17 protein-coding genes are annotated in these 18607 nt (G+C 48.2%); 14 read left to right on the top strand and 3 right to left on the bottom strand.

Annotation, left to right across the window (positions count from 1 at the left end; all coding sequences use genetic code 11):
- Positions 1 to 41: 41 nt before the first annotated feature.
- Both thiL and ASC49_RS17240 read left to right on the top strand, forming a co-directional pair.
- Positions 42 to 992: a thiamine-phosphate kinase gene (gene thiL / locus ASC49_RS17235; RefSeq protein WP_055464525.1), complete on the top strand. Its 951-nt coding sequence runs from the start codon at positions 42 to 44 to the stop codon at positions 990 to 992.
- Positions 993 to 1006: 14 nt separating this feature from the next.
- Complete coding sequence (locus tag ASC49_RS17240; RefSeq protein ID WP_055464488.1) at positions 1007 to 1492, top strand: phosphatidylglycerophosphatase A family protein; 486 nt, start codon at positions 1007 to 1009, stop codon at positions 1490 to 1492.
- Positions 1493 to 1562: 70 nt separating this feature from the next.
- On the opposite strand, the gene ASC49_RS17245 is transcribed toward ASC49_RS17240, so the two are convergent.
- Complete coding sequence (locus ASC49_RS17245) at positions 1563 to 2603, bottom strand: Fe(3+) ABC transporter substrate-binding protein (protein ID WP_342667548.1); 1041 nt, start codon at positions 2601 to 2603, stop codon at positions 1563 to 1565.
- A gap of 147 nt (positions 2604 to 2750) precedes the next feature.
- Here ASC49_RS17245 and ASC49_RS17250 point away from each other — a divergent pair, with 147 nt between their 5' ends.
- From ASC49_RS17250 to ASC49_RS17260, 3 genes are all read left to right on the top strand, one after another.
- Positions 2751 to 4991 (top strand): TonB-dependent receptor, encoded by a 2241-nt coding sequence (locus ASC49_RS17250; protein WP_055464490.1) that lies wholly within the window; start codon positions 2751 to 2753, stop codon positions 4989 to 4991.
- Positions 4992 to 5060: 69 nt separating this feature from the next.
- A complete protein-coding gene (locus ASC49_RS17255; protein ID WP_055464491.1) occupies positions 5061 to 5744 on the top strand; it encodes a Fe2+-dependent dioxygenase in 684 nt (227 codons plus the stop codon).
- Positions 5745 to 5772: 28 nt separating this feature from the next.
- Entirely contained in the window at positions 5773 to 6858 is a 1086-nt protein-coding gene (locus tag ASC49_RS17260; protein WP_055464492.1) for an alpha-hydroxy acid oxidase, read from the top strand.
- Positions 6859 to 6922: 64 nt separating this feature from the next.
- Here ASC49_RS17260 and ASC49_RS17265 read toward each other — a convergent pair whose 3' ends face one another.
- Complete coding sequence (locus ASC49_RS17265; protein WP_245624751.1) at positions 6923 to 7681, bottom strand: amino acid ABC transporter permease; 759 nt, start codon at positions 7679 to 7681, stop codon at positions 6923 to 6925.
- 63 nt (positions 7682 to 7744) lie between these two features.
- The gene (locus ASC49_RS17270) at positions 7745 to 8533 is read right to left on the bottom strand and encodes a transporter substrate-binding domain-containing protein (protein ID WP_055464494.1); all 789 of its coding nucleotides are present in this window, start codon (positions 8531 to 8533) and stop codon (positions 7745 to 7747) included.
- 182 nt (positions 8534 to 8715) lie between these two features.
- On the opposite strand from ASC49_RS17270, the gene ASC49_RS17275 reads away from it, so the two are divergent.
- The 9 genes from ASC49_RS17275 (at position 8716) to ASC49_RS17315 (ending at position 18588) form a co-directional block, all read left to right on the top strand.
- A complete protein-coding gene (locus ASC49_RS17275; protein ID WP_055464495.1) occupies positions 8716 to 9522 on the top strand; it encodes a hypothetical protein in 807 nt (268 codons plus the stop codon).
- A gap of 8 nt (positions 9523 to 9530) precedes the next feature.
- On the top strand, positions 9531 to 9989 hold the full coding sequence (gene rimI, locus ASC49_RS17280) for a ribosomal protein S18-alanine N-acetyltransferase (RefSeq protein ID WP_055464496.1): 459 nt from the start codon (positions 9531 to 9533) through the stop codon (positions 9987 to 9989).
- 12 nt (positions 9990 to 10001) lie between these two features.
- Complete coding sequence (locus ASC49_RS17285; RefSeq protein WP_055464497.1) at positions 10002 to 10553, top strand: DJ-1 family glyoxalase III; 552 nt, start codon at positions 10002 to 10004, stop codon at positions 10551 to 10553.
- Between the two features lie 250 nt (positions 10554 to 10803).
- Entirely contained in the window at positions 10804 to 11934 is a 1131-nt protein-coding gene (gene carA / locus ASC49_RS17290; RefSeq protein ID WP_055464498.1) for a glutamine-hydrolyzing carbamoyl-phosphate synthase small subunit, read from the top strand.
- Between the two features lie 17 nt (positions 11935 to 11951).
- Complete coding sequence (gene carB, locus ASC49_RS17295) at positions 11952 to 15170, top strand: carbamoyl-phosphate synthase large subunit (RefSeq protein ID WP_055464499.1); 3219 nt, start codon at positions 11952 to 11954, stop codon at positions 15168 to 15170.
- Positions 15170 to 15646, top strand: coding sequence for a transcription elongation factor GreA (gene greA / locus ASC49_RS17300; RefSeq protein WP_055464500.1), 477 nt, complete (start codon positions 15170 to 15172; stop codon positions 15644 to 15646). Before carB ends, greA begins: the two co-directional genes overlap by 1 nt.
- 141 nt (positions 15647 to 15787) lie before the next feature.
- Positions 15788 to 17167 carry an Lcl C-terminal domain-containing protein gene (locus tag ASC49_RS17305; RefSeq protein WP_055464501.1) on the top strand — a complete coding sequence of 460 codons (1380 nt, stop codon included), beginning with the start codon at positions 15788 to 15790 and terminating at the stop codon, positions 17165 to 17167.
- Positions 17160 to 17732: an Lcl C-terminal domain-containing protein gene (locus tag ASC49_RS17310; RefSeq protein ID WP_055464502.1), complete on the top strand. Its 573-nt coding sequence runs from the start codon at positions 17160 to 17162 to the stop codon at positions 17730 to 17732. Before ASC49_RS17305 ends, ASC49_RS17310 begins: the two co-directional genes overlap by 8 nt.
- A gap of 127 nt (positions 17733 to 17859) precedes the next feature.
- On the top strand, positions 17860 to 18588 hold the full coding sequence (locus ASC49_RS17315; RefSeq protein ID WP_055464503.1) for an SDR family oxidoreductase: 729 nt from the start codon (positions 17860 to 17862) through the stop codon (positions 18586 to 18588).
- Positions 18589 to 18607: the final 19 nt, after the last annotated feature.

Genomic DNA, 18607 nt, shown 5'->3' on the forward strand with positions numbered 1-18607 from the left:
ATCAACTGATGGCTTTTCTTTTATATAGCCTAGGTAATGCGATGCAAGAGTTTGAGTTAATCCGTTCAATATTTCAGTCGTCGATCATGGCGCAGACAGAAGGTCGTTCCGATATCCTTTTGGGGATTGGCGACGACTGCGCGCAGGTGATTGTTCCTGAGGGCCAGAGTTTGGTGTTCTCTATGGATACCTTAGTTGAAGGCCGTCATTTTCCGTTTGATGCGGATCCGGTTGATATCGGCTACCGTGCAGTCGCAACCTGTGTCAGTGATTTGGCGGCGATGGGGGCGAAACCTGCATTCTTCACCTTAGGTTTGACCTTGCCTGAATCCGATCCACAATGGCTGGCAGGGTTTGCCGAGGGCATGGCAGAATTGGCGGAACCGATTGGTTTGTTGTTGGTTGGCGGTGATACCACCAAAGGTCCGCTGACGATTACCTTGCAGGTGCATGGCTATGTCGAGCGAGAGCTGACACCCAGACGCAGTCAAGCTCAAGTCGGCGATGACATTTATGTTACCGGAACACTGGGCGATGCGGCGGCGGCCGTGCCGATCGTGACGGGCGAGCTACATGTAACGGCGGAGCGCTTTGATTACTTCTATGAGCAGTATTGGCGTCCATCTCCACGCTTGATTGCGGGTATGGCATTGAAGCGTGTGGTGCACAGCATGATGGATATTTCCGACGGTATTGGTCAAGACCTGCAGCATATTACCCGAGCCTCGGGCGTTGGGGCTCGTATTGATTTTAATGCTTTGCCAGTGTCAGACATGCTCGCTAATTGGCAGCCGGACAGTGCGCGTATCTTGGCGCTAACAGGTGGTGATGATTACGAGCTGTGTTTTACTGCCCCACCAAGTGCTCGCGACGAAATACAGTTGATCCTGCAAACTTTGCATTTGCCCTGTACGCGTATTGGTGAGATTACCGAGTCAGGTTATGCGGTAGACGGCTACGATGGTGACACCGCTGGCTGGCAGCATTTTTAGATTAGAGAGGCATTATGGCTGATAAACATCCTGTGCCGGATTCTGTATGGCGCAACCCGATCCACTTTCTAGCGTTTGGCTGTGGTTCAGGTACGGTGGATAAAGCACCTGGAACGTTTGGGACGTTGGCGGCGATTCCGCTGTACCTTTTGATTCAGGATTTATCCGTTAGTAACTATTTTCTAGTGCTTATTCTATCGGCCTTGGCAGGTATCTTTATCTGCGGCAAAACTTCCCATGACCTTGGTGTACATGATCACTCTGGTATCGTTTGGGACGAGTTTGTGGGTTATTGGATTACCATGTGGATGGCACCTGAAGGCTGGAGCTATATTGTTTTGGGCTTCATTCTGTTTCGTATTTTTGATATCTGGAAGCCTTGGCCAATATCGTTGGCGGATAAGCATGTGCATGGTGGTTTCGGCATCATGTTTGACGATATTTTGGCGGGTATTTTTGCTTTCTTTGCCTTACAGGGTGTTGTGCACTTGATTGGCTGATGAGTAGATTTTAATAAATAGCCCCGCAATTGGGAAACCATTGCGGGGTTTTTTGTGTCTGGGAAAGTGTTTATTTCCAGCCGTTCGCGTCCATCAGCTCGGTTGCAAGACGATTGTTTTCACCTAGCTTATCTAGCTGCAAAGTGTCTGCTTTAAAGGTGCCAAATGGCTCTAATGTACTAGGGTAGGCGACGCCTTCAATGACAGGGTATTCGTTGTTCACTTCAGCGTACCACTCTTGGCTTTCATGGTTTACTAAGAACTCGATCAAGCGACGAGCGTTACGCACGTTGGTGGCGGAGTTTGTGATGCCGATGCCACTGACGTTAACGTGGGCACCGCGCTCACCTTCTGCTTGGTTTGGCCAGAACAGTGCCACATTGTTGTACACGGATTTCATCGCAGGGTCATCGCTGTGGCCTAGGCGACCGTAGTAGTAGGTATTTGCTAGAGTAATATCACAGACCCCTGCCTCAACGGCACGCAGTAGGTCAGTGTCTCCGCCAAACGGAGGGCGTGCTAAGTTAGCGACAAAACCTTTGATCCATTGGCCAGTTGCTTCTGCGCCATCTGCGGCAATCATCGATGCAATAAGAGATTGATTGTAAATGTTACTCGACGAACGAGTACAGATTCGACCCTGCCATTTGGGGTTGGCAAGATCTTCATAGGTTGACAGTTCTTCTTTAGTCACCTTTTTAGGGTTGTAGAAAATAACGCGAGCACGTTGCGAAAGGCTCACCCAGTAATCTTCTGAGTCACGCAGGTGAGTGGGAATGACTTCTTTGATGGTGTTCGACTCGATTTTGCGTAACACGCCTTCTTCCTTGGCACGGTGCAATCGACCCGCATCCACCGTGATAAATACGTCCGCTGGACTTGCATCGCCTTCCATTTTTAAACGATGCAAGAGCGTATCGGCGTCCCCTGTGATCAAATTTACCTGTACATGATATTCCTTTGAATAAGCCTCTAATGCCGGCGCAATCAGCGCTTCTTTTCGGGCCGAGTAGACGTTTACCTCGCCTCGCGCTTGAACTGTGGTAGACGCTAGGCTTAGTCCAGTTGTGGCTGCCATTAGTAACGCTAAAGAATAGTTTAATTCTGACACTGTTATTACCTAAATGGATGGGTTGGGGTAGGGGGATAAGGATTCAGTAAATATTTATCACTAATAATATTGACAATCGTTCTTATTTGCAAATAATAAGGTCGCTTTATAATTGATTCTAATTCTTATTATTGTTTGAGGTTTCGAGTGTCTAATATCTTGAGTGTTACGAAAGAAGCGCAAGTGTCATCGCGCGCTCCTATGAAATTGACGGCCTTGGCGATCGCTATATCTGGGGCTCTATCTGGTATGGCATTTGCGGAAGAGAATAGTAAAAATCTGGATACCCTCGTGGTCGAAGGTCAACAGGTGGCTGCAGATGCGAACCCTTACGCTGAGCCAGATGCGCCTTACAAAGCGAACCGTATGTCAGACATTAAGTACGCTCGAGACATTGCTGAAACGCCTAAAACCATTACGGTTTTGACCAAAGATGCCATTGAAGAATCGGGCAAAACAGATCTTGAGTCGATTCTAGCTGCACAGCCAGGTATCACGCTGGGTACTGGCGAAGGGGGTAACTCATTTGGTGATCGTTACATCATCCGTGGCTATGAAGCGCGTAGTGATGTGTACACCGACGGTTTGCGCGAACCTGGCCTGATTACCCGTGAAACCTTTGCTTTAGACCAAGTAGAAATCACCAAGGGTCCAAGCTCTACCTTTGGTGGCCGTGGTACCACTGGTGGTGCGGTCAACTCGGTGACTAAGAAGGCTTCTTTGGATGATGATTTTTCTAAACTAAGCGGCACATTGGGTACGGATAACAAACAGCGCTACACCTTGGATACCAATAAGGTGGTAGGTGAAGACTCCGCGATACGCTTCAATGCTTTGTACTCAGAACGTGATATTCCAGATCGTGCACCAGCGGATGAGCAGCGCGAAGGCTTCTTGTTATCCGGTACGCATGATATTAATCCAGATGTCTCTATCAGTGCGGATTACTACTACTTCCGTGCCGACGATAAAGACGATGTGGGCAACAAAATTGACCGCAGCACCGGCAATATCATTGAACGCGATTACGTGGGGCAAAAGGGCCTAGATTTTAAAAAGAGTGAAGCGGATATTGCGACATTCACAGTGGATGCCTACCTAACGAACAACCTGCGTCTGCAAAACAAAACTCGCTACGGTGAAACGAAAAACGATTACATCGTGTCTAACGTGCACTCTCGTTTCGCCAACAGTCACCGTCAATTTACGGGTTGGCAGGAAAACGAATATCTAGGCAACCAAACCAACTTCCTATGGGATGGCGATCTGTTCGGTAAGCGCAATACCGTTGTCGCGGGTGTGGAATACGCTAAAGAGGATGTGGACGCGGGCAATTATTCGGTTAATACAACAAACAGCTACACGCTGACGGAAACCAATACCAACAACAACTTATGGCAAGGTTCGTACGCACGTAGTGCGGCGCGTAGTATGTTGACACTTGAAACGGTGTCGGCTTATTTAAGCGATACAGTCACCCTAAATGATGACTGGGAAGTGAGTGGTGGCGTACGTTACGATCACTTTGACTACGACATGTTTGTGCCGGCTTACAGCAGTCGTGGTAATAATTACCCAGATACCAACTACCAATTCTCTGATGGCTTCTGGAATGGTCAGCTAGGCGTGGTGTATTCACCTTGGGAGCACGGTAACGTTTACGCCACTTGGTCAACGTCGTCGAACATCAATGGTGGTGAGTCCGATGCAGCGACTAACTGTGGTTACGGCGGTCTATGTACCGATGCTGATGGCAACTATTCTAGCGCGGATCCTGAGCAGTCAACCAACTATGAAATTGGTACTAAGTGGCAGTTAATGGATCACAAACTATTGTTAACGGCTGCGTTGTTCCAAATTACGAAAGATGACGTGATTGAAGACAATGGTGACTCTTACAGCAGCGGTGGTTCTTTGAATACCGGTAAGAACCGTGTTCGCGGTGTTGAGTTAGGTCTATCAGGTAACATGACTGACAAGCTAAGCGGCCAAGTCGGTGTGGCGGTCATGGATTCTGAAACGTTGGCTTCTTACAACCCTGATAATGTAGGTCGTCCAAAAGCCAACTTTGCTGAAAAGAGCCTATATGCGCAAGTGAAGTACGATGTATCGTCTGATTTCGCAATTGGTGGTGCGATGACTTACTCGAGTGAGATGCTTGGGGGGCAACCAGATGCTGGAACGAGCAAAGACACTGTGATCAGAGTACCGTCTTACACGGTGTACGACTTGTTTGCGACTTACCAAGTGACAAAAAACTTTGACCTGCGAGCAAATATTCAAAACGTAACGGATGAAGACTACTACACGGCGATCTACCGTGGTGGCGACATTATCTATATTGGTGATGCGCGCTCAATCAGTCTAACGGCTAACTATAAGTTCTAAAATCGGCTTTTGCTAAGTCAAGGCTCCTACTGCTACGGTGGGGGCCTTTCATCGTTTTATGAGGCTCTTATGGTGATTACCATTCCGGGCGTGTTGAGCGCCCACGAACTGGCTCAATATCAACAGCATTTAAGCCAAGCTGAATGGCAAGACGGTGCGGCGACAGCGGGCGCTCAGGCAGTGGGAGTCAAACAGAATCTTCAGATTGATCCCAATAGCAAGCTTGCACAGCAGTTGGGCGATCATATTCTACAGGTGCTATCCGAACAGCCGCGTTTTATTTCCGCGGCTCTGCCGTTGAAGATTTTACCGCCCATGTTTAATTTGTATCAGGACGGCGGTAGCTATGGTTGGCATGTGGACAACGCCATTCGCTTTATTCCCAACACGCCGAAGCGTCTGCGCACCGATTTATCAGCGACGATCTTTTTGAATGATCCCGAATGCTATGAGGGCGGCGAGCTGTGCATCCAAGATCGCTATGGTGAGCAAAAGATCAAACTGAACGCTGGCGATATGGTGCTATACCCATCGACTAGCTTGCATCAAGTCAGTCCTGTGACCAAAGGTCAGCGATTGGCGAGTTTTTTCTGGATTGAAAGCATGATACGTGACCATGAACTTCGCGAAGTACTGTTCGACTTGGATCAAAGTATCCAGCGGTTAACTTCAGAACGTGGCGCAACAGATGTAGAAACCATGAAATTAAGTGCTATTTATCATCGATTGATCCGCTTGCATGCGGATACCTAAGTGTATTGTCTAAGAAGGTAATCCGACCGTGAGTCACGTAATAATTCCAGAAGATGCTCTATGTGTGGCGGACTATGAACGTCTTGCTAAAGAGGTATTACCACATGCTATTTACGAGTACGTCTATGGTGGTGGTGCCGATGAAATGACTTTGCGCGGTAATCGTGAATCCCTTGATGCAATCAAGATACTGCCGCGTATGCTCAACGATGTGCGTCATGGCTCCACACATACTCAGGTGTTGGGGCAAACGTGGCGGACGCCCATGATGTTGGCGCCAGTGGCCTTTCAAAAGATGGCTCATGAACAAGGGGAAATAGCGACGGCTCAAGCGGCCAGTGCCTTAGAAATCGGCATGATGGTCAGTACCTTAGCGTCTGTGGAAATGGAAGCCATCAGCGAACAGCTGAACTCACCGAAATGGTTTCAGTTGTACTGGCAGGTGGATCGTGACTTCAATCTAAGTCTGATCAAGCGTGCAGAAAAAGCGGGATATCAAGCCATCGTCTTAACCGTAGATTCAGCCATTCATGGCATTCGTAATCGTGCTCAACGAGCTAAGTTTGCTTTGCCAGAAGGTGTCTCAGCAGTAAATTTAAAAGATCGCCCAGAGCTGCCACGACAAGCCTTTACGCCAGATCAAAGTATTGTTTTTCAGGGCATGATGAGTGAAGCCCCAAACTGGAATGATGTGGCATGGCTGATTGAGCAAACCGAATTGCCAGTGATTATCAAAGGTATTTTACATCCAGCGGACGCACGTAAAGCTCAAGAATTGGGGGCTCAGGGTGTGATTGTATCCAATCACGGTGGTCGTACCCTAGATTGCGTGCCAAGCGCTATTGATATGGTCGCAGCAGTACGTGAAGCAGTTGGTTCAGAGTTTTGCGTGTTGTTAGACGGCGCCATTCAACGTGGCACGGATGTGTTTAAGGCAATTGCTTTGGGGGCCGATGCGGTGCTGATTGGGCGTCCGCAGTTTTACGCCTTGGCTGTGGCGGGGGCAGCAGGAGTGGCCCATATGCTACGTATTCTGCGAGAGGAATTCGAAGTAGCCATGGCGCTGGCGGGCGTTGCTTACGTTAAGGACATCACGCGCTCATCACTTCTTTAGTTGCACTTGGCGCGAATGCCTCAAGTAAAATGCAATCTCACTTGAGGCACTGTATGGTTTAGCGTTAGCGATGATGTTCATGGCGGCGAAGATACTTTTCAAACGCACGAATGAGTAAAGACAGGCTTAAGGTTAACGTCAGATACATAAAAGCCACGACGTTATAGGTTTCAAAAAACTGGAAAGTGGAAGAGCTGTAGACCTTGCCCAATTGCGTAATGTCTTGTACACCCAGCACAGAAACTAAGGACGAGTCTTTGATGAGTGCCACAAAGTCGTTGCCAAGTGGAGGAAGAATCTTGCGCAGTGCTTGAGGCCAGATGATTAGGCGAAAACGTTGCCAGCCGCTAAGCCCTAAAGCTTGAGCCGCTTCGATTTGACCTTTGCCTACTTCTTGAATACCGGCACGAAAAACTTCTGCTATAAAAGCGCTGTAGCTAATCGCTAACGCTAGAATCGCTCGCCACAGTAAGGTGAAATCTCGTGTGCGAGCCTTGTCTAGCCATCCCCATTCGATTGGTTTTTGTAACGCCCAATTCCAAAGCTTGATGAGTTCTGGCGCGCCAACAAAAGCGATATAAAACAGCAACACGAGTACAGGAATGCCGCGCAGAATTTCAATGTAAAAGCGTGAAATTTCTCGAACAAGCCGCCACTTTGAGAATCCAGCCATTGCCACGGCTAAGCCTAAAAGGGAGGCAAGAATAAACGCACAAAGCGTTACGCCTATAGTGGTTAGCAGGCCTTTGCTAAGCGTTCGGGTGATATCTTGGTAGCTTTGGTCAGCAATAATATTCCAGCCAAGAAGAGCTCCGAGAACCACAGTGGCCAATAGCCACCATGGTAATTTTTTTAAAGAATGTTTAGAGGGCATGAAAAGGCGCAATTATTGGTTGTAGTCGAAGAACCATTTTTGATTGAGCGCATCCAGTGTGCCATCTTGCTGCATGCTTTTAATGGCAGCGTTAACGGGTTCAATTAGCTTCGAACCCGGTGTGAAAATGAAGCCAAACGCCTCAGAGCCTAGGGCGTCTCCGACGACTTTAAAAGCGCCAGGGTTCGCTCCCATGTAACCACGTGCCGAAGTGCTATCCATTAATACCGAATCCACATCACCAGACTTCAGTGCTTGCACGGAGGCGCCGAAGGTTTCAAATAAGCTAATACGAGGATTGGTTTCATCGCCATCGAGTACGTCATAAACGGCCACGTAAAAGTTCGTTGTCGCGGGTTGGGCACCAAAGTATAAGTCTTCATTCGCGGCGAACTCTTTGGCATTAGAGAAGCGATCTTCATTGGCGCGTACCAGCATGAATTGCTCTGAAATCATGTAGGGCTCTGAGAAGTCTACTTGCTGCTTACGCTCATCATTGATGGTAATGCCATCCATGCCAACATCGTATTGGCCTTGTTTCACACCTTGAATCATGGTGTCCCAGCTACTCAGTTGCCAATCTACTTTTGCATTTAGGCGTTTGGCAATCTCATTAAACGCATCGTACTCCCAGCCAATGCCTTCACCTGTTTGCGGGTCAACGAAGTTGAGTGGTGTATAAGCATTTTCCGTAACGGCAACAATCGTCTGCCCCTTAAGGTCCGGAAGGGAAGCTGCATTGGAAAAAGATGGCAGACTGAGCAGAAGGAGGTTTGCGATGCAGAGTAATGATTTTTTCATAGAGAACCTTTGTTGGCGTGATCTTTACTGAGAGGGGGCATTATACGCATCCTAAACAAGGGCCTCTATGTAATCTTGACGTATCGGTTAAAAAAGCGCATCAAACTTCTTATTTGAGAGTTTGGCGTGGCTCGTCCCTGTGCGTATAATTCTGGCTATTCATAATTTTTCAGGAAGTGCCCGTGTCGCGCGAACTCTCTCACCATCAGGCCTTTCAAACGCAATGCTTAAAAGAGTTAGGCGTTGTCAGTTGGATGCAGGGGCAAATGCCTGTGCAGGGCGAAGTGTTTCGAACGCCGCAGCCTTGGGCGCGCGCCGATGGCGTAACGCCAATTGCGCCAGCACAACCACAAATTATTCCCGAATCAACCTTTAAACCGCCTGTGCCAGCGGCGACTGCGGTGGATGAAAAGCAGAAAGACGCCTCTGTAGCGGATCTACGTCGCCAGCTCGGCGCCGCGCCAGAAGTCATTGTCGAAGATCTTCAGCCTATTGAAGAGATTTTAGCTCCGGTCGAAACGACTGCGTCTGAAATAGCGCTTGGCTTGCCGATCCCTTCTCAGATGTGTGCCTATATGTTGGCTGGACAGCTGTTGCTGATTACAGATTTGCCAAGCTCTTTCCAAGAACAAGATCAGCTGGATAAGTTGGCTTTAAGCCTAGCTAAAGCGTTACTCAAACAAGAAGTCGGAGAGTGGAGCGTTGCGTTGTACCAGTGGCCAGGCAAGCTCAAAAACCACCACCTTGTACAGCGCCAAGATTGGGCAATCGGCGCATTCGAGCAATTTTTGCATAACCAAAGTGCCAGCCAGATGCCACAGCGAGTGATTCTTGCGGGTGATCACTGTGTGCAATATTTTGCGGCCCTTGCTGAACAACACCCTTTAAAAAACTTGCCCCGAGCTCAGGTGCATAGCTTGCCACAGATGTTACGCATTCCTGAATTGCGTAAAGAAGCATGGCAAGTGATGCAGCGAAGCTTCGCTTGAGAACTATAATGACCTCACCTTTTGTGCTAAGAACAGCGGACGTATCGGATTTAGATGAGATTGTTGCGTTAGAGCAGACTTCTGATCCGCATCCATGGAGTGCTTCCTTAATAGAAGAGGCGCTGTTGAATCGTCAAAATTGGCTGTTCGAGTGTTGTGAGTCAAAGCAAGTGGTTGGCTGGCTAACGGCATCATTGCTGTTTGATCAATCTGAGCTAGAGTTAGTCGTCACAGATCACAACAAGCGTCGCCAAGGTCTAGCAAAGCAGCTATTGCAGCAATGGTTGTCTTGGGCGCTTGAGCAAGGTTGTGAAGAAGGCTTATTAGAAGTGCGCGAATCGAATCATGGCGCCATTGCATTGTATCTGCAGCTTGGTTTTGAGCAGGTTGGCTTACGTAAGAATTATTACTCACTAAATGAGGGCGGTAGAGAAAACGCCGTGCTCATGACATGTAAATTGAAATAAGCGAGATAACACATGACAACAGTATTGGTACCGATTGCCAACGGCAGTGAAGACATTGAAGCGATCACCATCATTGATGTACTCCGTCGTGGGGGAGCTGAGGTGACCGTCGCTAGTGTGCATGAGGAAAAACAAATTAAAGCGGCAAACGGCACCAATATCGTTGCCGATGTTCTGCTGACGGATGTAGCGGAGCAAATGTACGATGCCATCGTATTGCCTGGCGGTATGCCTGGTGCAGAGCATCTGCGTGATAGCAAGTTATTGATCGATATGCTGGAAAAACACGATATTCAAGACGCCTTGCTGGCGGCTATTTGCGCCTCACCTGCGGTGGTTTTTGGTACTCATGGCTTTGTAGTGGACAAGCAAGCGACCTGTTATCCAGGTTTTGAAGCAGGTCTAACGGGCGCGGAATACATTGTGGATCAGCCAGTCGTTATGGATGGTAATGTGATCACAGGGCAGGGGCCAGCGATGGCCATGGCATTCTCTTTGGCAGTATTGGCGAGCCTTCAGGGGATTGATAAAACCCAAGAAGTAGCACAAGGCTTACTTTGCTAACTTGTTCAATCTTGTCTGAATGGTCAGCTAAAAATGCGCAAAAACGGCTAAACTTTGCGGATTAGGGCGGTCTTTTGTATGGACGCTATCGCCATATAAGAGTAAAATTGTCCGGATTTATTTAGTCGTAGCGGCTCATCACATAGCAGTAGTTTGATTACGACATCAGCATGATTTTATGAAAGCGAGGTGGGCCACGAGTTTGCCTCGCTTTTTTGCAACCTAAAATAGGCTCTAACGGGAGGTTCCTTTGGCAACATCAGCGATTCTTGCTCTGGAAGACGGCACTATATTCAGAGGAGTGTCGATCGGGGCAGATGGCTCCTCAACCGCAGAGGTTGTATTTAACACCTCTATGACCGGTTATCAAGAAATTCTTACCGATCCTTCCTACGCTCGACAAATGGTCACTTTGACCTACCCACACATTGGTAATACTGGCGTTAACGCCGAAGACGAAGAGTCTGGCCAAGTATGGTGTTCGGGCCTGATCATCCGTGACCTACCTTTGCTAGCAAGTAGCTGGCGTAAACAAGAAACCCTAGATGCGTACCTAACGCGTAAAGGTGTGGTAGGCATTGCAGATATTGATACGCGTAAATTGACTCGTATCTTGCGTGAGAAAGGTGCACTAGCTGGCTGTATTATGGCGGGCGACAATATCAACGAAGAGGAAGCCGTTGCACAAGCAAAAGCTTTCCCTGGTTTGAAAGGCATGGATCTAGCCAAAGAAGTTACGACCGACAAATCTTACGAGTGGACCGAGTCAACTTGGGATTTGGTAGACGGTCACACGACGCCAACGGAATTTCCATTCCACGTTGTGGCGTACGACTACGGTGTAAAAACTAACATTTTGCGTATGCTTGTTGAGCGTGGTTGCCGCTTAACAGTTGTACCTGCGAAAACACCTGCAAGTGACGTACTTGCACTGAATCCAGACGGTGTTTTCCTATCAAATGGCCCTGGTGACCCGGAACCATGTGATTACGCGATCAATGCGATCAAAGAAATCCTAGAAACTGAAATTCCCGTTTTCGGTATCTGTCTAGGACACCAGTTGCTTGCTCTTGCAAGCGGTGCGCAAACGCTAAAAATGAAGTTTGGTCACCACGGTGCGAACCACCCTGTACAAGACATTAAATCTGGCCGTGTGATGATCACTAGCCAGAACCACGGTTTCGCCGTAGATGAAGCAACGTTGCCTGCAAATCTTGAAGCGACACACAAATCATTGTTTGACGGTTCTCTACAAGGTATTGCACGTACTGATAAGAAAGCGTTCAGCTTCCAGGGGCACCCTGAAGCAAGCCCTGGTCCACACGACGTGGCGCCGCTTTTTGATCTGTTCATTGAAAACATCAAAGCAACGAAAGCCTAAGCGAGAACGAGAAGACTATGCCAAAACGTACTGACATAAAAAGCGTCTTAATCTTAGGTGCTGGTCCGATTGTCATCGGTCAGGCCTGTGAATTTGACTACTCAGGTGCGCAAGCCTGTAAAGCCCTTCGTGAAGAAGGCTTCCGAGTAATCCTTGTGAACTCGAACCCTGCAACCATCATGACTGATCCAGTGATGGCGGATGCAACCTACATCGAGCCAATCGAGTGGCAAACAGTTGAAAAGATCATCGAGAAAGAGCGTCCAGATGCCGTTCTTCCGACAATGGGTGGTCAAACAGCATTGAACTGTGCCCTAGATCTAGAGCGTCACGGTGTACTTGCGAAATACAATGTTGAAATGATCGGTGCAACGGCCGATGCAATCGACAAAGCGGAAGACCGTCACCGTTTCGACCAAGCGATGAAGTCTATCGGCCTAGAATGTCCACGTGCGGGTATCGCGCACAACATGGACGAAGCACTTGGTGTACTGAACGAAGTTGGCTTCCCATGTATTATTCGTCCATCTTTCACAATGGGTGGTACCGGTGGTGGTATCGCTTACAACATGGAAGAGTTCGAAGAGATCTGTACTCGTGGTTTGGATCTTTCTCCAACCAACGAGCTTCTAATCGACGAATCTCTAATCGGTTGGAAAGAGTACGAGATGGAAGTTGTGCGTGACAAAAACGACAACTGTATCATCGTTTGTGCGATCGAAAACTTCGACGCCATGGGTGTTCACACCGGTGATTCGATCACGGTTGCACCCGCTCAGACTCTGACGGACAAAGAATACCAAATCATGCGTAACGCTTCCTTGGCGGTATTGCGTGAGATCGGTGTCGAAACAGGTGGCTCGAACGTACAGTTCGGTATGGATCCTAAGACTGGTCGTCTAGTGGTTATCGAGATGAACCCGCGTGTATCGCGTTCCTCTGCACTAGCGTCTAAAGCAACAGGTTTCCCAATCGCTAAGATCGCCGCTAAATTGGCAATCGGCTACACCCTTGATGAGCTACAAAACGACATCACTGGTGGCCTAACACCTGCGAGTTTCGAGCCGTCAATCGACTACGTTGTTACTAAGATTCCTCGTTTCACATTCGAGAAGTTCCCAACAGCAAACGATCGTCTAACCACGCAGATGAAGTCGGTTGGTGAGGTGATGGCGATCGGCCGTACGTTCCAAGAGTCTTTGCAGAAAGCATTGCGCGGCCTTGAGACGGGTTCTGATGGTTTTAATCCACAGCTTGATCTTGCAGATGAAACCAGCAAAGAGAAGTTGCAGCGTGAATTGAAAGCACCTGGTGCAGACCGTATTTGGTATATCGGAGATGCGTTCCGTTCAGGCATGAGCATTGACGAAGTGTACGAAGTGACTGGTGTTGATCCATGGTTCCTTGTACAAATTGAAGACCTAATCAAAGAAGAACAAGCGCTAGAAAACGCTGGTCTTGCGGATCTTGATTACGACTACATGCGTCGTCTAAAACGTAAAGGTTTCTCTGATGCGCGTTTGGCATCTTTGCTAAGTGTGACTGAGAAGTCTCTGCGTGAGCGTCGTTACCTAGTGAACGTACACCCCGTGTACAAGCGCGTAGATACTTGTGCGGCAGAATTTGCGTCCAACACTGCGTACATGTACTCAACGTACGAAGATGAGTGTGAAGCAGCACCTTCTGATCGCGAAAAAGTGATCATCCTAGGTGGTGGTCCTAACCGTATCGGTCAAGGTATCGAATTCGACTACTGTTGTGTACACGCAGCCCTAGGTCTACGTGAAGACGGTTTCGAAACGATCATGGTTAACTGTAACCCTGAAACCGTTTCTACTGACTACGACACCTCTGATCGTCTTTACTTCGAGCCAGTAACGCTAGAAGACGTACTAGAAATCGTTCGTACTGAGAAGCCAACAGGCGTGATCGTACAGTTCGGTGGTCAAACACCACTTAAGATTGCTCGTGCTCTGCAAAACGAAGGCGTGCCAATTATCGGTACGACGCCAGAAGCAATCGACCGTGCGGAAGACCGTGAACGTTTCCAAAGCATGATTCAGCGCCTAGGCTACAAACAGCCTAACAACGCGACCGTTCGTTCTACAGAACAAGCGATCGTGAAAGCTGCTGAAATCGGCTACCCATTGGTTGTGCGTCCGTCTTACGTACTAGGTGGTCGCGCGATGGAAATCGTATACAACGAGAAAGAGCTGTCTCGTTACATGACGTCTGCTGTGAAAGTATCGAACGACAGTCCAGTACTACTAGACCACTTCCTAAACTCAGCGATCGAGATTGATATCGACTGTATCTCTGATGGTAAGCAAGTAGTGATTGGCGGTATCATGCAGCACATTGAGCAAGCCGGTGTTCACTCTGGTGACTCAGCATGTTCTTTGCCGCCATACTCATTGCCAGCGGACATCCAAGATCAAATTCGCGATATGATCAAGCGTATGGCGCTTGAGCTTGGTGTCATCGGTCTAATGAATACTCAGCTAGCGGTTCAAGACGGTGAGATCTACGTAATCGAGGTTAACCCTCGTGCATCACGTACGGTGCCTTTCGTATCGAAATGTATCGGTCGTTCTCTAGCGCAATTGGCTGCTCTAGTCATGGCTGGCAAGTCTCTAGCAGAGCTAGGCTTCACTGAAGAAGTGATCCCAAGTTACTACAGCGTGAAAGAAGCGGTATTCCCATTCAACAAATTCCAAGGTGTTGACCCAATTCTTGGCCCTGAAATGAAATCTACGGGTGAAGTGATGGGTGTGGGCGATACGTTTGCTGAAGCGTTCGGCAAAGCGGCATTAGGTGGTGGTACAGTGCTACCAACATCTGGTCGTGCATTCATGTCTGTTCGAGACCAAGACAAACCAGGTGCGGTTGAAGTGGCGAAACGCCTCATTGGCCTAGGTTTTGACCTAGTAGCAACAGGTGGTACTGCGAAGTTCCTTGCAGAAAACGGCGTTGACGTTCAGAAAGTCAACAAAGTAAACGAAGGTCGTCCACACATCGTGGATATGTTGAAGAATGGCGAAATCGCTTACATCATCAACACAACTTCTGGTACACAAGCGATTGCAGATTCTTCTGTGATTCGTCGTACAGCGCTACAGGGCAAAGTTTGCTACACCACGACTCTAGCGGGTGCGGAAGCGACTAGCCTAGCCATCAGCCGTATGAATGAAGAAATCAAAGTCAGAAGACTGCAAGATTTGCATTCGGGGAAATGATGAAAAAGGTACCTATGACGGTGGAAGGGGAAGCGCGTCTTCGCGAAGAACTTAATCACCTTAAAACTGTGGTTCGTCCTCGTGTGATCGCAGACATCGCGGAAGCACGAGAGCACGGTGACTTAAAAGAGAATGCGGAATACCACGCGGCTCGTGAAGAGCAAGGCTTCTGTGAAGGCCGTATCTCTGAGATTGAAGGCAAGCTTTCAGACTCGCAAGTGATTGATGTGAAAAGCATCCCTCACACGGGTAAGGTTATCTTCGGGACAACGGTAACTCTGTTTAACGTTGATACAGAAGAGACGGTAACTTACAAAATTGTGGGTGATGACGAGTCTGATGTGAAAGCGAAGAAGATTTCTTACGCATCACCGATCGCCAAAGCGATCATCGGCAAAATGGAAGGTGACGAAGTCGCCATTAAGATTCCAGCTGGTGAAGTGGTCTACGAAATCGAAAACGTCGAACACATCTAATCACAGAAATTAGTGTTATCAAAAACGCCAAGAGGGAGACTTCTTGGCGTTTTTTTGTTCTGATAAGGTAAATTTTCTGTCAGTTTTGTCGATAGGCTATGATCAATAGCCAATGACATCTTTATTAATGGATGAGCTTTCATGAATAGAATTCTCTTATCTGTATTATGTGCGGTTGCTTTATCTGGTTGTGGCACACCAGAAGAATCAGGAGATTCTGGGGCCGTGGATGGGGGTACGGATACACCTGCAACGCCAACAACCCCCACAACACCGACAACTCCCACGACGCCAGAAGAGCCAGCCACACCAGAAGAGCCCGTTACACCCACTGAGCCTACAACACCTACCACACCAACCGATCCTGATGAGATGCCAGATCCTGCGGACTATGCTGTGGATGCGGCGTTACAGGCTCCAGTGTCTTTGACTGCGGTGGCGGCGAACCAGCAAGTGGTGTTACGTTGGAATGACACGCCTAATGCGGCGGCTTATACCGTATATTATTCAACCGAAGAAATTACCGTAGACAGTGAGTTATCAAGCTTGCTGATCGCGGTCGACAATCTACAAGGCACTAGCTATATCTCGCCAGCGGCGTATTTGAGCAATGGTTCGACGTATTATGTGGCGGTGGTTGCTAAAGAATCGTTGACCTCTACTAACGTTAGTTCGTTCAGTCCAATAAAAGCCTTTGTTCCACAAGAGAATGGCATAGTGGCAGAAGATTTCTTGCAAATGCGTGAACTGAACGATACCGGAACCCGGTTTTCGGTTACCTCAGAGGAGCATTTAGAAGGCTGTGCCGAGGGGGATCGAGCGAGCAAAGGGCAAGACTGTAGTTTTGGTCGAGATGTGGACGCGATTGCCAGTGGTGATGAGGACGGTCTCGGCGGATTTAGTTTTAGCAAAATTGGCAGTGATGGCAGCGTGCTAACCGCGGATTCTGAAGATTGGAGCTGTGTGTTAGATCAAGTCACGGGTCTGATGTGGGAAGTTAAAGAAGCGGGTGACAGCGCCCGTGGTGATGGCTTTAGTAGTGGTCTGCACGACGCGGACGATGTTTTTACATGGTATGAGCCGAGCCTCAGCGGCTCTGGTGTGACGGAAGGGGAGCAATCTCATGCAAGTTCCCCAGACACCTGCTTTGCTTATAACGGCTCTGATAGTTTTTGTAATACCTCTGATTATCGAGCTCGAGTCAATCTAGAAGGATTATGTGGCTACACTGATTGGCGCTTGCCAACGGCGAAAGAGCTACTGAGTATTACCTACTATGGGGACAGTTTTGCTCGTCGCTCAAGTTATGCTGTGGATACTAACTTTTTCCCATTTAGTGCGGATACGTTGGCAGACAGCTATTGGACGATGTCGCCTTACTATGATGTCAGTGATGCGGGTCGAGCATGGCGAATTTACCTACGTGATAGTGTGTCTAGCGGACAGAATCTTGGTGTAATGAACGGGATGTCGAAAGGCACCAGTGCTGGAGTAATCTTGGTGAGGACGGCTCATGAATAAGTTTTTTATCGCTTCTCTGCTAACAGGTGTGGTTGCCTTACAGGCTCAAGCTGCCTGCAATACCTCAACAATTGCGGCGACCACGCCCACGGCCAACTTCACCATTGATGAAGACAAAGGGGTTGTGGTGGATCACACGACTGGACTGATGTGGAAACGTTGTGTTGAGGGTTTTTCTGGGGCCGACTGTCGTTCTGGTAGTACCTTACAGTCTACTTTTGCTGCGGCGATTGAATACATTGATACCTTGAATGAGGGGGAAGGGTATGCGGGTTACAACGATTGGCGCTTACCTAACCTAAAGGAGTTACGCAGTATTGTTGAAGAGCGATGCGCACGCCCATCGCTAAATGAAGAAGTGTTTCCATTAAAAAATACGGAGGCATCGGATGATCGTACGACCATTAATAGTATGACGCTGTTCTCGTCAACACCGACATCCTATTTTGATTCCACGGATACCTTTATCTGGACGGTAAGCTTTGCCAACGGAACATTTGAACGTAGTTCTCTTGGTGAGTATGACTACATTCGCTTTTTCCGACTGGTACGCGACGCTCGTTAATCTCTTTTCATTTAAAAGCACAAATAAGCATTACTTCTTGCGGCTAAAGTAGCAAGAAGTAATGCCCTCTGCGGTTAATAATAAGTGTTCTAGAAATTTACTGACAATAAAAGTAGAGGGCGCTGTTATGAGCTATTCACTCCAAAATAAAAACGCTGCGATCACTGGCGCTGCGTCTGGCATAGGATGGGCCAGTGCACAGGCAATGCTCGAGGCGGGTGCTAAGGTGGTGTTGATTGATCGTGACGCGGCGTCACTAGAGCGAGTGTGTGCTGGTTACGTTAACGCTATTCCGCTGGTGATTGATTTGCTAGATCCAGAAGCTTGCAAAACACTCATGGTCTCGATTCTTGAATTATTGGATGGGCCACTGGATATTTTTCATGCCAATGCCGGTCTGTATGTGGGGGGGGATTTAGTCGATGCAGACCCTGATGCGATTGATCGTATGTTGAACTTGAACATTAATGTGGTAATGAAAAATGTACGTGATGTCATCAAACATATGGCTCCCAATAAAACTGGCGACATCATAGTGACTAGCTCCTTAGCGGCGCATTTTCCAACGCCATGGGAGCCTGTATACGCCTCATCAAAATGGGCCATAGACTGTTTTGTGCAAACTACCCGTCGACAAGTGTTCAAGCATGGATTACGTATTGGCTCGGTGTCGCCCGGCCCAGTGATTACTGGATTGCTGGATGACTGGCCGCAAGACAAACTGGATGAGGCTAAGGCTTCTGGAAGCTTAGTGGAAGCGAAGGAAATCGCAGAGATCATTCTGTTTATGCTGACTCGTCCGCGAGGAATGACTATTCGTGATGTGGTTGTGATGCCGACCAATTTTGATCTTTAGATCAGCGGGACTGGAAACG

Source organism: Marinomonas fungiae (assembly GCF_001418205.1).
In the GTDB taxonomy this organism is placed as follows: Bacteria; Pseudomonadota; Gammaproteobacteria; order Pseudomonadales; family Marinomonadaceae; genus Marinomonas; species Marinomonas fungiae.